Annotated in this window: 16 protein-coding genes; 10 read left to right on the top strand and 6 right to left on the bottom strand. The window is 73.0% G+C overall.

What is annotated here, in order from left to right:
• On the top strand, window positions 1-196 hold a 196-nt coding region (locus E1281_RS41225; RefSeq protein ID WP_207943295.1), incomplete at its 5' end, for a hypothetical protein.
• A gap of 340 nt (window positions 197-536) precedes the next feature.
• Here the strand turns inward: E1281_RS41225 and E1281_RS15300 are convergent.
• Window positions 537-1,211 (bottom strand): hypothetical protein, encoded by a 675-nt coding sequence (locus E1281_RS15300; RefSeq protein ID WP_131878629.1) that lies wholly within the window; start codon window positions 1,209-1,211, stop codon window positions 537-539.
• Between the two features lie 218 nt (window positions 1,212-1,429).
• On the opposite strand from E1281_RS15300, the gene E1281_RS15305 reads away from it, so the two are divergent.
• Window positions 1,430-2,440 carry a hypothetical protein gene (locus E1281_RS15305; RefSeq protein WP_243716982.1) on the top strand — a complete coding sequence of 337 codons (1,011 nt, stop codon included), beginning with the start codon at window positions 1,430-1,432 and terminating at the stop codon, window positions 2,438-2,440.
• Between the two features lie 31 nt (window positions 2,441-2,471).
• Here the strand turns inward: E1281_RS15305 and E1281_RS15310 are convergent, their stop codons facing one another.
• On the bottom strand, window positions 2,472-3,047 hold the full coding sequence (locus tag E1281_RS15310; RefSeq protein ID WP_131878633.1) for a TetR/AcrR family transcriptional regulator: 576 nt from the start codon (window positions 3,045-3,047) through the stop codon (window positions 2,472-2,474).
• Window positions 3,048-3,118: 71 nt separating this feature from the next.
• Here E1281_RS15310 and E1281_RS15315 point away from each other — a divergent pair, with 71 nt between their 5' ends.
• Window positions 3,119-4,438: an MFS transporter gene (locus tag E1281_RS15315; protein WP_207943296.1), complete on the top strand. Its 1,320-nt coding sequence runs from the start codon at window positions 3,119-3,121 to the stop codon at window positions 4,436-4,438.
• Here the strand turns inward: E1281_RS15315 and E1281_RS15320 are convergent.
• On the bottom strand, window positions 4,435-5,022 hold the full coding sequence (locus tag E1281_RS15320; RefSeq protein ID WP_131878635.1) for an HAD family phosphatase: 588 nt from the start codon (window positions 5,020-5,022) through the stop codon (window positions 4,435-4,437). The two genes, E1281_RS15315 and E1281_RS15320, sit on opposite strands and share 4 nt — an antisense overlap.
• A gap of 105 nt (window positions 5,023-5,127) precedes the next feature.
• Between E1281_RS15320 and E1281_RS15325 the strand changes: the two genes are divergently transcribed.
• Together E1281_RS15325 and E1281_RS15330 are read left to right on the top strand one after the other, a co-directional pair.
• The gene (locus E1281_RS15325; protein WP_131878636.1) at window positions 5,128-5,793 is read left to right on the top strand and encodes a TetR/AcrR family transcriptional regulator; all 666 of its coding nucleotides are present in this window, start codon (window positions 5,128-5,130) and stop codon (window positions 5,791-5,793) included.
• A gap of 269 nt (window positions 5,794-6,062) precedes the next feature.
• A complete protein-coding gene (locus tag E1281_RS15330) occupies window positions 6,063-6,293 on the top strand; it encodes a hypothetical protein (protein WP_131878638.1) in 231 nt (76 codons plus the stop codon).
• Between the two features lie 138 nt (window positions 6,294-6,431).
• On the opposite strand, the gene E1281_RS15335 is transcribed toward E1281_RS15330, so the two are convergent.
• A complete protein-coding gene (locus E1281_RS15335) occupies window positions 6,432-6,731 on the bottom strand; it encodes a Dabb family protein (RefSeq protein ID WP_131878640.1) in 300 nt (99 codons plus the stop codon).
• A gap of 61 nt (window positions 6,732-6,792) precedes the next feature.
• Window positions 6,793-7,248 (bottom strand): NAD(P)H-dependent oxidoreductase, encoded by a 456-nt coding sequence (locus E1281_RS15340; RefSeq protein WP_131878642.1) that lies wholly within the window; start codon window positions 7,246-7,248, stop codon window positions 6,793-6,795.
• A gap of 236 nt (window positions 7,249-7,484) precedes the next feature.
• On the opposite strand from E1281_RS15340, the gene E1281_RS15345 reads away from it, so the two are divergent.
• From E1281_RS15345 to E1281_RS15365, 5 genes are all read left to right on the top strand, one after another.
• Window positions 7,485-9,095, top strand: a complete 1,611-nt coding sequence (locus E1281_RS15345; RefSeq protein WP_131878644.1) for a phosphatidylglycerol lysyltransferase domain-containing protein — start codon at window positions 7,485-7,487, stop codon at window positions 9,093-9,095.
• Between the two features lie 62 nt (window positions 9,096-9,157).
• Complete coding sequence (locus E1281_RS15350; protein ID WP_131878646.1) at window positions 9,158-10,336, top strand: serine hydrolase domain-containing protein; 1,179 nt, start codon at window positions 9,158-9,160, stop codon at window positions 10,334-10,336.
• 22 nt (window positions 10,337-10,358) lie between these two features.
• A complete protein-coding gene (locus E1281_RS15355) occupies window positions 10,359-11,045 on the top strand; it encodes an endonuclease V (RefSeq protein WP_131878648.1) in 687 nt (228 codons plus the stop codon).
• Window positions 11,046-11,134: 89 nt separating this feature from the next.
• Window positions 11,135-11,866: a TetR/AcrR family transcriptional regulator gene (locus E1281_RS41230; protein ID WP_243716984.1), complete on the top strand. Its 732-nt coding sequence runs from the start codon at window positions 11,135-11,137 to the stop codon at window positions 11,864-11,866.
• A 69-nt stretch (window positions 11,867-11,935) separates the two neighbouring features.
• Window positions 11,936-12,697, top strand: coding sequence for a glucose 1-dehydrogenase (locus E1281_RS15365; RefSeq protein ID WP_131878650.1), 762 nt, complete (start codon window positions 11,936-11,938; stop codon window positions 12,695-12,697).
• Window positions 12,698-12,764: 67 nt separating this feature from the next.
• Here E1281_RS15365 and E1281_RS15370 read toward each other — a convergent pair whose 3' ends face one another.
• On the bottom strand, window positions 12,765-14,144 hold the full coding sequence (locus tag E1281_RS15370) for an amidase (protein ID WP_131878652.1): 1,380 nt from the start codon (window positions 14,142-14,144) through the stop codon (window positions 12,765-12,767).
• Window positions 14,145-14,164 lie beyond the last annotated feature (20 nt).

Raw genomic sequence — 14,164 nt, forward strand, 5'->3', positions numbered from 1 at the left:
GGGGTGGGGTGCTGCGGCTGGGTACGCGTACGTGCATCTGGCCCGGTTCGGGGCGGCTCCGGACGGGCGCGTCTTCTTCGACACTGCGGCCGGTGCCGACTTCGCACCGATCACCAACACGATGTACGGGCAGCTCTGGCAGTCACCAACACGATGTACGGGCAGCTCTGGCAGCGAGCGCGGGCCGTGGCGCTGACCGACTCCGAGCAAGCGGCGGGCCTGGCCAAACGCCCCTACGACCTGCGGCACGGCTGCGCGTCCCTGCTCCTCAACTCACGGGGTTCCCGCAACCGAGGTGGCGCGGCGACTGGGACACTCCCTTACGGTCCTGATGTCCACCTACGCGCACTGGTTCACCGGCATGGAAGACGAAGCAAACCGGCTCATCGACGCTGCTTTGAGCGGCTCTGAGCCCTCCGAGGACCGCTCCGGCGCTGGCGGGCTATCCACGGGCCAAACCCCCGGAACGGCGAACGCGTAGCCTCGTCCCCGCAGGTCAACGACCTAAAGAGACGAGACCACGCATTCACCGCAAGTCAACGCCGGACGATCCAGGCGACGGCGGTCATCGTGCCGGGCGGGACCTCGGTGAAGCCGCCGTCCCGGACCGCCACCGTCGCCTGCTGCACGCAGCGGCGCCACGGGACGTTCCCGACCAGGTGGACGGGGGCGCCCGCCCCGACCCAGGCCGCCACGTCCCTGCGGCCGCCCTGGCGCAGGAGGAGCTGCGCCGCGTGCCCGCACTGGGCGGCGGCCTTGCCCGTCGTGATCGTCACGTCCGGGTTGAGGGCGAGTGCGGCGTACGGGGGCTCGGTCGGCGGGCCGGGTTCCTCCGCGCCGGCCAGATCGAGCCCGGCGACCTGGAGCTTCGCCAGCTCGGGCGGGACGTCCGAGACAGGGCCGGGCGGGAAGGCCCGCACCTGCGCGCCCGCGTGCTCGACGGTGACGCCGGGGAGCGCCTGGGCCTCCGGCCAGCGGACGCCCCGCGCCCGCCGCGCCACCTTCCGGATGCGGCGCGACTCCCATTCGCGGACGGCCTCGCGCCACTCCCCGCCGGGGTCGGCCGCGCGCGGGTCGGTGAGCAGAGCGACGACCGCGGTCGCCGCGGCCTCGCAGACCGCGCCGTGGCCGGGCGGATCGGCCTTCTCGGCACGTACCACCAACTGCATCGCCCATGGCGGGTCGTCGAGGGGGTCATAGTCAGGTCGCACGCGTGGAGTATTCCAAACCCGATCCGGCTTTCCCGAGACGGATGTGGGTACTGCAACTCTTACCGTCCCCCGGACGTCATTCCTGTGACGGGCAGGACGGTCCTCGCCCGGCGGGGCGAGAGGGCACGGCGGAGGAAACGGGTCGGAGGTCGCCGGTGACCAGTGGCGCGTGGAACGATTCCATACCGGGGATCGGAACGTTTTTCGTCGGTATCGACGTGGCCCCCGGCCGTTACCGATGCGACGACGGCAAGGGCGGCTGGTGGGTGCGCTTCGCCGGTCCCGGCGGGGGCGACCCGGTGGGGTCGTGGCCGCTGCCCCCCGGCCCGACCGAGATCGAGATCGCGCAGACCGACTTCGCGTTCGAGACGCACGTGTCCACGCCCTGGACGCGGATCGCGCCGCCCCGCGCCCCCGCGGACGGCTCGCCCGCGGAGCCCCGCCCGGTCGCCGATCCCGCGCTGCGCGCCGAGCTCGACACGATCGTCGCGCGCCGGCGGCCCCTGCTGTGGCTGGCGCCATTGTCGGTCCTCGCCCTCGGGCTGCTCGGCTCCCCGCTGCTCGGATCGCTGTGGCTGGTCGGCCTCGGCATGCTCGCGGTGCTGGTCGCGCTCGGCACCCCGTCGGTCTCGCTCGACCTGCGGCGCGCCCGGGAGCTGGAACGGCGCCGCGACCGCTACCTCACCCCGCAGGACTTCGACGACGACGGCCGCGCGATGCTGGGCCGCGTGCAGGCCGCGGTCGACGCCGTCCGCGACTCGGAGGTCAACCGGCAGGGGCTGCTGGACGCGGTCGACAACGCGGTCACGCTGCCGCGGCAGGAGTGGGAGATCGCGCAGGTCCTGGCCCGGCAGTCGAAGCTGCGCACCGAGCACGGCGAGATGGCCGCCGGCGCCGCGGCCGTCCCCGAGGCCGAGGCGGCGCTGCGGCCGCTGCGCGAGAAGCTCGACCTGTCGGTCGAGGCGGTGACGCGCCGCGTCGAGGCGCTGGAACGCTACGCCGAGCGGGCCAGGTCGGCGGACGAGGTGCTGCGCGCCCAGCGCCATCTGGAGGCCATCGCGGAGAAGGCGCACGAGTACGACGAGCTGCTCGCCGACACCGTCCGCGACGATCTGGCGCTGCCCGCGATCGAGCGGCTCACCGAGCAGGGCGACGAGCTGCTGCGGACCCTCCGCGCGCGCCTGGCGGAGGCGGCGGAGGCGGGCGACGAGCTCCCTCCCCCCTCCTAGCGGGCGCCGGGTCCGGCGCCGTGCGGGGCGGTCAGAACAGCTCGTCCAGGTGGCGGCGGAGGATGTCCATCGCCGACTCGGCGCTCCGCCGTCCCACCAGCACGCTCGTCCCGAGCCCGTGCGCGAGCGCGAGCAGCCTCGCCGCCTCCGCCTTCGGGTCCCCCGCGGCCCCCGCCTCGGCGAGGAGCCGCGTGATCTGCCGCTCCAGGCGGTCGGGGCCCTCCACGAACGGCTGCGCCGCCATCGACGGCTCGGTCATGGCCAGGAGGGCATAGGACGTCCAGACCTGGTGGAACACCCGGCTCTCGGGGTCGGTGGGCAGCGCCTCCGCGACGAGCGCCTCGACGACCTCGCGCGCCGACGGGTCCCTCAGCCCCGCGAGCCGCTCCGCCCACCGATCGTGGCTCCGCCGTTCGAGCCGCTCCAGCGCCGCGTTCATGAGCTGCGCCTTGCTCTCGAAGTAGTACTGGACGAGGCGCAGCGACACTCCCGCCTCCGCCGCCACCGACCGCATGGTGACCGCGTGCAGCCCGTCCCGCCCTGCCACCCGGACGAGCCCGTCGATGATCTGCGCGCGGCGCGCGTCGTGGTCGGCGGTCCTCGGCACGGTTCGATCCTCTCGCAGCCTGTGTGATACAAACGTATCATAATGATACAGCCGTACCACCAAGGAGAAGGATGACATCGCACCACCGGCTGGTGCTCGCCCTGGCGTGCGCCGCGCAGTTCATGGTCGTGCTGGACGTCTCCGTGGTGAACGTCGCCCTGCCGTCCATCCAGGCGGACCTGCGCTTCGGCCCGGCCGACCTGCAATGGGTCGTGAACGCCTACGCGCTGGCCTTCGCGGGCCTCCTCCTGCTCGGAGGGCGCCTCGCCGACCTCTACGGCCTCCGCCGCACCGTCATCGCCGGCCTCGCCCTCTTCACCCTCGCCAGCCTGGCGGGCGGGCTCGCCGACGATCCGTGGACCCTCGTCGCGGCCCGCGCCTTCCAGGGCCTCGGCGCCGCCGTCCTCGCCCCCGCCACGCTGACCGTCCTCACCACCACGTTCGACGAGGACCTCCGCCCGCGCGCCCTCGCCGCCTGGACGGCCGTGGGCCTCGCCGGAGGAACCGCGGGCAACCTCATCGGCGGGATCCTCACCGACGCCCTGTCCTGGCGCTGGATCCTGCTCGTCAACGTCCCGGTGGGCGCGGCGGCCCTCCTCGCGACCCGCCTTCTGCCGGACGGCAGGAACGCCGGCGGGCGCCTGGACCTCCCGGGAGCCGTCCTCGCGACCGCCGGCGTCGCGTCCCTCACCTACGGCATCGCCCAGGACTGGAACGCGCTCGCCCTCGCCTGCGGCACGGCCGCTCTGGCCGCCTTCATCGTCCTGCAGTCCCGGGCGCGGACGCCCCTGCTCCCCCTGCGACTCTTCCGCGTCCGCACGGTGGCCGTCGGGAACGTCGTGATGCTCCTCGCCGGAGCCTGCCTCAACCCGATGTGGTACTTCCTGACCCTGTCCATGCAGAACGTCCTGCACTTCGGCCCCCTGCAGACCGGCCTCGGCTTCCTCCCGCACACCGTCCTGACCATGGCCGTCGCCCTGCGGGTCACTCCCCGCCTGATGAGGCTCGCGAGCGACCGCACCCTGATCGTCACCGGTTCCCTCATCGCCGCCGCGGGCTTCCTCTGGCAGAGCCGCCTGTCCCCCGGCGACGGCTACCTCACCGCCGTCCTCGGACCGGCGGTGCTGATCTCCGCGGGCGGCGGCCTGCTCAACACCCCGATCACCAGCGCCGTCACCGCGGGCGTCCCCGCCCGCGACGCCGGCGCGGCGTCCGGCCTCATGAACACCACGAAACAGGCGGGCGCCGCCCTGGGCCTGGCCGCCCTGGTCACCACGGCGGGCCGGACCACCGACCTCGCGGCCGCATACGGCCACGCCTTCACCGCGATCGCGGTCCTCCTGGGAGCGACGGCCGCGACCGCCCTCGCCCTCCCCGGCGGACGCGCCTAGCCGACGAGGGCGCGGACCTGCTCGGGGGAGGTGAAGAGTTCGGCGCGCATGCCGGCGTCGCGGGCGCCGAGGACGTTGCGTTCGGCGTCGTCGAAGAAGATGGCGTCGGAGGGCTTGACGCCCAGGTTCGCGGCGCAGGTCTCGTAGGCGCGCGGGTCGGGTTTGGCGACGCCGATGCGGCAGGAGTAGGTGAGCGCGTCGAAGCGGGAGAGCCAGTCGCCGTGGCGGGCCTCGAAACGGGGGACGAGGTCGCCGACGATGTTCGACAGGAGCCCGAGCGTGCGGCCCTCGCCGGCGAGTTCGTGGACGAGGGCCACCATGGCGTCGTCGACGTCGGTCCAGCTGTCCAGGTCGGCTTCGACGAGCGCGGGGACGTCGGGGAACGCGGTGCCGAGCAGGTCCGCGACGCCGGCCCAGTAGGCGGCGCTCTCCTGTCCCGCGTCATAGGCGGGACGGCAGGACCAGTAGGCGTCCCAGAAGGCGGGGCCGGGATCGCCGGCGATCTCCTCGATCCGCCGCACCGCCTCCGGGGACTGGGTGCGGGCGATCACTCCGTACAGGTCGAAAACGATCACATCGAACATGGCCCGAGCCTATGCGGGATATGTGGCCACGGAACGTAGCAAGCGCTTGTTGCTAGACGTACCCTGGTGCGGGCCGACGAGCAAGCGGTTGGGCGAGACGGCATAATGAAGAGGGTGACGACCACGAGCGCCAATTCCGGATCCAGAACCCGCGCGGGCGGTGCCCGCCGCGGCGGCCGAGGTTCCGCCGCCCTGGCGTCGCAACGGCGCGAGCACCTGGTCAGGCTGGCCGCGGAGCTGTTCGCCGAGAAGGGCTTCCAGGCCACCACGGTCCGCAACATCGCCGATGAGGCCGGCATCCTCTCGGGCAGTCTCTACCACCACTTCGACTCCAAGGAGTCGATCGTCGACGAGATCCTCGCGAGCTTCTTCAACGAGATCATGTCGGCGTACCAGGCGGTTCTGGACGAGAGCCTGAATCCGCGCGACACCATCGCCGGCCTCGTCCGCGTCGCGTTCGGCTCCCTGGAACCGCACCGCGCCGCGATCACGGTGATGCAGAACGACTGGAACTACCTCCGGGGAATGGACCGCTTCTCCTACTTGATCAAGTCCGAGGTCGAGGTCGAGAAGATGTGGGTGGACACCCTGAGCGAGGGCCAGAAGGCCGGGCTCTTCCGCGACGACCTCGACCCGAAGCTCACCTACCGGATGATCCGGGACACGATCTGGGTCGCCGTGCGCTGGTTCAGGCCGGGCGGCGGCCTGAACGCCGAAGGGCTCGCCGAGCACTACCTCAAGGTGATGTTCGACGGCATCAACCTCCACTGACCCGGCCCGCCGGTGGACCCGCGGGACGACGCCGCCCCGTTCGGCACGGCCGTCGATCCGCCCGGCCGCACGCGGCACCCGGCCTCGGGGCCCCGCCGGGACGTGATTTCGGTCCGGCACATACATCCGTTGAAGGACATCCGGCGCGGTATCCCACTGTGCGCGTGCCCCAACCCCCATAGTGGGCGTAGTCACAATTTGCCGAGTAGGGGTGACGCCTTGGCCCGTGGGGACGCTGTTACTGAAGAGCTTTTCGGGGGGAGGCCGACATGACGCCTGACGGGGACGCCGACGGCCGCGACGAGCCCACGCCCGCGGCCCTGCGCGCCGCCACGGCGCGGGGCCTGCAGGAGCAGTTCCCCGGCGTGCGCGTCTGGTTCGGCGAGGCCACCGGGTCCTGGTGGGCCATGGTGCCGCTGCGCTACGGGCCGCGGCTGCTCGAGGCGCCGTCCCCGCAGCAGCTCCGCGACGAGATCATGAGCCTGCGGAGCCGGGGGTGACCGGGCGCTCCCCGCCGGAATGCCGCCCACCGGGAACGGGGCGCGATCCGTCCCCGGAGGGCGTCAAGCCGAACGTAACTGAAACCTGTTCTAGGCACAAGCGCTTGCTCGGTTCCGCCTCGGCGGGTCACCTCCGCACTACGCCTCGTACTGGATGGACGCGCGCTCGGCCACGATCGGCGTGATGTACTGCTCCACCACCGCGCGGTGCGACGGATGGTCGCGGTAGGCCAGGTAGGCGTCGCGGCCGGCGAAGTCCGCGACCACGACGAAGTCGTAGGCGCCGGGGTTGACGCCCGCGTCGGCCCCGAGGCTGTACTCCCGGATCTCCTCGATGACGCCGGGCAGCTCACCCAGCTTCGCCGCGACCTCCTCCTGCTGGCCGGTCGTCGTTCCCTCGGCCCACTTGAACATCACCACGTGACGGAAACCACTCATGCCGGCACGCTATCGCCGGTGCGACCGGGCCAGGCCGCCGCCCGGCCGGGCACCGCGCGGCTCACACTCCGCCGAGTTCGGCGGCCGTGATCGCGCCGAGTTCCCAGCACGCTCCCAGATCGGCCTTCGAGGGCTCGCCGACGACCACCACGGGCGGCTGGACGGCCCTCCACATCAGCCCCGTCGTGATCGACTCAAGGCCGCGCAGCGCTCCGGTCGCGTCGTTGTTGCCGTGGAGGAAGGCCCCGAACGGGCGCCGGACGGTCTCCTCCAGGCACGGGTAGTAGATCTGGTCGAAGAAGTGCTTGAGCGCCCCCGACAGGTAACCGAGGTTCACCGGCGAGCCGAGGAGGTAACCGTCCGCCTCCAGGACGTCCACGGCCGACGCCGTCAGCGCCGGGCGCGTCACGACCTCCACACCCTCGACCTCGTCGGTGGACGCCCCGGCCCGCACCGCCTCGAACATCGCCTGGACGGACGGCGACGGCGTGTGGTGGACGAGCAGCAATCTCTTCATCACCACGAGACTAACCGCGGTCGCGGCGGCGCCGCCCGTATCGGCCCGTGACATCGAACGGCCGTGGCCGGGTATGGCCGTTCGGGACGGGACGTCCGTGCAAGCGCACCACGTCGGCGTCTCAGCGGTTTCAGGACGACGTGGGCCAAGCGGAGGTGTCCCTCGTGCGTACAGGTGGTTCATCGTGGAAAGCCGGCGACCCGCAGGCGGGACCGGTCATCCGGTCGGACCGGCCCGTGTGGCCGCTCGCGCTCGCCACGATGCTCGTCGCCGTCATGGTCACCGCGGCGGCACTGGCGCCGCCCCCCGGCTGGCTCGGCCGGCCGGCCCTCCTCGTCACGGACGGCCCGCTCGCCCCGGCCCACGCCCTGGCCCTGGGCCTGGCCCTCGCGCTCGTCGCCCGCGGCGTGCTGCTGCGCCGCCGCGCCGCCTGGTACGGCCTCGTCCTCCTGGTCCTCCTCGACCTGCTGACCGCCCTCGCGGGCGGCGGCGCGGCGTGGCGGGCGCCGCTGCTCGCCGCCGTCCTGGCCTGCCTGTGGCTGGAGCGCGGGCGGTTCCCGGTCCGCCCGCACCCCGAACGCGTCCGCGCCGCGGCGAAGGCCGGTGCGCTCCTGGTCGTCGTCGCGGTCGCGGGCTCGCTGCTGTTCGGCGGCGTGTCGGTCAGGTCGGTCGGCCAGGTCGCCGGGGGGCTCGGCGCCACCGGCGCGCCGATGGACGGCGCGTCCTGGCTGCCGGACGTGCTCGGCCTCGCGGGCGCCGCCGGGCTTCTCCTCCTGGTGGTCATGCTGCTCGCCCCCGACCCCGCGCCGCCGCCCGGCGACGAGGTGGAGCGCCGCCGCGTCGCGGGCCTGGTCGCGCACCCCGGCTCGGACACCCTGGCCCCGTTCGCGCTCCGGCGCGACAAGGCGTACGTGTTCAGCGCGGACGGGCGGGCCGCGATCGGCTACCGGGTGCTGTTCGGCGTCGCGGTCGCGGGCGGCGACCCGGTCGGCGACCCCGCCTCGCACGCGGACGTGGTCAGGTCGTTCCTGGCCCAGTGCCGCAAGACCGGCTGGCGGCCCGCCGTCCTCGGAGCCGGTGACGGCCTCCTCCCCGTGTGGGGAAGTCTCCGCTCGATCGGCGTCGGCGACGAGGTGATCGTCCGCCCCGGCGAGTTCAGCCTGTCCGGACGCCAGATGCGCAACGTCCGCCAGGCGGTCAAGCGCACCGTCAACGCGGGCGTCACGACACACATCGTCCCGGAGCGGGAACTCGATCCCCGGCTGCGCGAGCGGCTCCTGGACGTCGCGTCCCGCTCGCTCGGCGGCGCGGCCGAGCGCGGGTTCGCCATGAGCCTCGACGAGCTCCTCACCGGCCACCACCCGGGTGCGGTCGTCGCGGTGGCCTACGACGAGGACAAGGAACCGATCGCCTTCCAGCGGTACGTCACGGCGGGCGAGGGCATCAGCCTGGACGCTATGCGCCGTGCCCCCGGCGGCCCGAACGGCGTCAACGAACGCCTGATCGTCGAGATGGTCGAGTACGCCGCCGACCGCGGCCACGGCGTGGTCTCCCTGAACTTCGCGGCGTTCCGCGCACTGCTGGACGCCGAGGAGCGCAGCGTCCTGCAGAAGGCCGGCCACCGCGCCCTGCACCTCCTCGACCCCTGGATCGCGGCCGAGTCCCTCTACCTCTTCGACAAGAAGTTCAGGCCGTCCTACAAACCGCGCAGCGTCGCCTTCCGCTCCTGGTTCGACGTCCCCTGGCTGGCCGCGGCCCTGCTGACGCTGGAGTTCGGCCGGACCCGCCCCGCCCGGCGAGCCGCCGAACACGTCACCGAACCCGTCCGCCGACTCAGCCGCCTCTGATCCCCGCGCCGCCCTCCCTAGAACGTGATTCTATGGAGGTCCTTCGGTCGAGAGGATGGCGCATGAAGACGGTGCAGGGTCACTGCGATCCGGCGTTCGCCGGTGTCCGCGAGGTGTTCGAGGAGAACTTCGCCGAGGGGCGCGAGCTCGGCTCCGCCGTCGCCGTCTACGCGGGCGACCGCAAGGTCGTGGACCTGTGGGGCGGCATCGCCGACCGCCGCACCGGGCGCGAGTGGCTGCCGGACACGCCCTGCTTCGGGTTCTCCTGCACCAAGGCGGTGACGGCCACCGCGGCGCTGCTGCTCGCCGAGCGCGGCGCCTACGACGTGGACGGCCCGGTGACGGACTGGTGGCTGGAGTTCGGCGCCGGGGGCAAGGAGGGCGCGACGGCCGCCCACCTGCTGACGCACCAGGCCGGCCTGCCCGCGTTCACCCGTCCCGTATCGGCGGAGGAGGCGGCCGACCCCGCGGCTCTGGCGGGCGAGCTGGCCGCGCAGGAGCCGGAGTGGACGCCCGGCGAGGCGCACGGCTACCACGCGCTGACCTACGGCTGGCTGGCGGGCGAGATCGTCCGGCGGCTCTCGGGCAGGACGGTCGGCGCGTTCGTCCGGGAGGAGTTCGCCGGCGGGCTCGATCTGTGGATCGGCGCCCCCGACGACGTGATCGAGCGTGCGGCGAAGATGACGGCGGGACGGCGCGTCGGTGGCCCCAAGGGCGGCGGCGCCGACTCCCCCAGGACCACCGACGGCGACCTCCTCACGCGCCTGGCCGCCGCGTACACCGATCCGCAGAGCACCATGAACCGGGCGCTGAACAACCCGCACCCGGGCAAGGGCGGCTTCAACAACCCGGTCGTCCTGCGCGCGGGCTGGCCGGGGGCCGGGATGCTCGCCACCGCGCCCGCGTTCGCCGCGTTCTACCGCGACCTCGTGGCCGGGCGGATCCTGCGTCCCGGGACGCTGCGGGACGCGATCCGCCCGCGGGTCGCGGGCCCGGACCGGACCTTGCTCATCGACAGCTCCTTCGGTCTCGGGTTCATGCGTCCCGCGCAGACGTTCTTCACCCCGGCGGCCGGTCGCGCGTCGGCGTTCGGGCACACCGGCGCGGGCGGCTCCATCGGGCTCGGCGACCCGGACGCCGGTCTCGCTCTCGCCTATCTGCCGAACATGATGGGCGACCTGGTGTCCGGCGACCTGCGCGCCTACCGGCTGACCGAGGCGGTCTACGCGGCCCTGTCCTGATTCCGCGGTAGCGTGCCGGTCCATGGAGGTACGCGACCTGCACGACTGGCCGTCCACGCCGGAGGAGGCCGAGGCGATCCAGGACCGGCTGCGTTCGCTGCTCCGGCTGGACGTCCCCGGCCCCGCGGAGCCGCGCACGGTCGCGGGGCTCGACGTCGCGTACGCGGGTGACGGGAGCGGCACCGGGACGCGCCTCGCCGCCGCCGTGGCCGTCCTGGACGGGACGACCCTGGAGGTGGTCGACCAGTCGGTCACGGTCGGCGCGGCGGCGTTCCCCTATGTGCCCGGCCTGTTCGCGTTCCGGGAGCTGCCCGCGCTCGTGGACGCGTTGCGCGACCTGAAGACCGTGCCCGACCTGCTCGTCTGCGACGGGTTCGGTGTCGCGCACCCGCGCCGGTTCGGGCTCGCCTGCCATCTGGGCGTCCTCACCGGCCTCCCGGCGATCGGCGTGGGCAAGACCGCGTTCGTCGGCACCTGCGAGGAGCCGGGGCGGCGGCGCGGCGACGCCGGTCCCCTGCTGGACGGCGGCGAGGTCGTGGGACGGGTCCTGCGGACGCAGGACGGCGTGAAGCCGGTGTTCGTCTCCGTGGGGCATCGCACCGACCTCGATACGGCGTGCCGGAACGTCCTCGGCCTCACGCCCGAATACCGCCTGCCGGAGACCACGCGCAGGGCCGACCGGCTGTCGCGCGACGCCCTCGCCGGGTAGCGCGTCACTTCGGAAGATGGCAGTCTCGTGAAGGAGAAGGCGGAGACACCCCCTGGTCATCCGCAGCGCGACACCGCTGGACGGTGCCCATGGACACCCGGCCGATGCGGGCCGACGCCCGCCGCAACTACGAACGACTGATCGCGACGGCCCGGACGGCCTTCATGGAACACGGCACGGGTGCGTCCCTGGACGACATCGCCAAGCGCGCGGGCGTCGGCTCCGGGACGCTGTACCGTCACTTCCCCACCCGCGACGCCCTGCTCCACGCCGTCCTGCGCGACCGGATCGACGGGCTCCTCGCCCACGCCGACGAACTGCTGGCCGACCCGGCACCGGACGAGGCCTCCGGAAGCCGGCCCCGGCCCGCCGCGGCGCTCGGCCCGGAGACCGAGCGCCGGAACCCGGCCGCCGGAGCGCCCGCCCCCGAGCCGCTCGACGCGGAGGCGCGCTTCCCCGGAACGCAGGCGCTCGACCGCGAAGCGGAGGCCCTGGACGCGGAGGCCGCGCTGGACCGCTGGCTGCGCACCTACCTCGCGGGCGCGTCGACACCGCGCGGCACCTCGACCGTGATCATCCAGGCCATGTCGCCGGAGTGGGCCGGCACCGGGCTGGGCGCCGCGGCCGAGTCGATCTGCGACGCCCTCGGGCGGCTGCTCGGCCGGGCGCAGCGGGCGGGCGCGATCCGCGCGGAGATCGACCCGGGAGACCTGCTGCGGATCACCAACGCGATCGGTGTCGCGTCGGAGCGCACCGCCGACCCCGGCGCGTACTCCGACCGGATGCTCGCGCTGCTCTTCGACGGCCTGCGCACGCGGTGACCCCTCTTGTAGTGCAAAACAAGCGTTCGCTAGGTTGGCGGGCATGGTCACCGGCGACGAGGAGCGTTGATGGGGCAGCTGGACGGCAAGGTGGCGCTGATCACCGGCGGTGCGCGCGGCATGGGCAAGTCGCACGTCCGCCGGTTCCTGGACGAGGGCGCCAAGGTGGTCTTCGGCGACGTCCTGGAGGAGGAGGGCACGAAACTCGCCGCCGAGCTCGGCGGGGACGCCCGGTTCGTCCGGATGGACGTAGCGCGCGAAGAGGACTGGAGGCACGCCGTCGAGACCGCCACGACGGCCTTCGGCGCACTGAACGTCCTGGTCAACAATGCCGGCATCCTCCGGCACAAGACCATCGAGGAGATGTCCCTCGACGAGTTCCGCCAGATCTTGGACGTGAACCTGATCGGCCAGTGGCTCGGCGTGAAGTCCGTGACCGCCGCGATGCGCGAGGCGGGCGGCGGCTCCATCATCAACGTGTCGTCCACCGAGGGCTTCATCGGCGCGTCCGGCCTGGCCGCCTACAGCGCCAGCAAGTTCGGCGTCCGCGGTCTCACGAAGTCGGCCGCCCGAGAACTCGGCAAATACGAGATCAGGGTGAATTCCGTCCACCCCGGCGGCGTCCTGACTCCCCTGTCTCTCCAGGACGATGTCGTCTCCGCCACGGCCGACAGCGCGGACGCCTTCCTGAAGGCCCTTCCCCTCGGCCGGATGGGCAAGTCCAAGGAGGTATCGGGCCTGGTGGTCTACCTCGCTTCGGACGACTCGTCCTACTGCACGGGCAGCGAGGTCCTGGTCGACGGCGGCATGCTCACCGGCGCGGGCTACTGACGCGGGGTGTCACGCGACGGGCCGCCGGTACCGGCTCGGACCCCCGCACCGGCGGCCCGCCGCGCGCCTATGGACGCCTTTCGACCCACCCCTCGACGGCCTCGAGCTGGGCGGCGAGCGAAATGAGCGTCGCCTCGTCGGAATCATGTCCGAGGAGCTGCGCTCCGACGGGAAGCCCGGCTTTCGTGAATCCCGCGGGGACATTCACACCGGGCCACCCGAGCACATTCCACGTCCACGCATAAGGACAAACGGCCGCCACCCCGGACTGCGTCTTGTGATAGCCGATCCCGTCGAACGCCCCCACCTTCAACGGCGGCCGCGCCGTGGTCGGGGTCAGCACCACATCGGCCGCCTGGAAGATGCGCCCGACCTTCCTCCGCAGATAGGGGTCCATCTTCCTGGCGAGCGGAAGCAGCCGCTTCCCCGCCAGCCGCCCGATACGCGCTTCGACCTCCGTGCGCCGCTCCGGCCGAGGATTCGGCATGGCGTCGAGCATGTCCGCCACCCCGGCCGTCCCGCGCGGAATGAGCCCGAGCCCCACAAGCCCGTAGTCGGGATCCGCGGGAAAGACCTTGTGCCCCAGATCGGTGAGCCGCCTCCCGAGCCGTTCAACGGCCCCGCGAATCTCCGGATCGAGTTTCCCGCTCACCCCGAAGGCCGTCCTGAACGAAATGGCGATGCGCAACCTCCGGGGCTCCCTCTTCGCGCACTCCGCGAAGGGCGTCACCGGCGGGTCGATCTGGTACACGTCCTCCGGGTGGCTGCCGCTCAGCACGTCGAGCAGCAGCGCCGCGTCCCCGACGCTCCGTGCGAGCGGCCCCCACACGGTGATCCCGTTGAACGGATCGGTGTTCGGGTATCCGGAAACGCGTCCCCGCTGCGGCTTGATGCCGACCAGCCCCGTCCACGCGGCCGGAATCCGGATCGACCCGGCCCCGTCGGACCCGACCGCCCCGGCGACCATTCCCGCCGCCACCGCCGCCGCCGAACCACCGGACGACCCGCCCGGCGTGTAGGCGGGGTTCCACGGATTCCTCGCGGTCCCGAATCCCGGCGACTCACTGAAGGGCCACAGCCCGACCTCGCACGTCGTCGTCTTTCCCACGACGACCGCGCCCGCGGCCCGCAGCCTGCGCACGACCTCCGCGTCCCGCGCCACGGGCCGGTGGTCGCCGGCCACCGCGAACGGCGTCGTCTCCCCCGCCAGATCCGTGTCGTCCTTGATCGCGACGGGCACCCCGAGCAGCGGCAGCCGCTCCCCGTCCGCCAGCCGCTTGTCCGCGTCCAGCGCCTCCTGGCCGGCCGCCTCGGTGCGCACCACCCGGAACGCCCCGAGCGCCTCCTGCCGCGCGATGCTCGCGAGGCTCTCCTCGACCAGCTCGCTGGAGGACACCTCTCCCCGCGCCAGCGCCTCCGCCTGCCCGGCCAGCCCGCCCAGCACCACGCCGCCTCCCGCGATATCGT

This window comes from Actinomadura sp. KC345 (assembly GCF_004348515.1).
Lineage (GTDB): Bacteria > Actinomycetota > Actinomycetes > Streptosporangiales > Streptosporangiaceae > Spirillospora.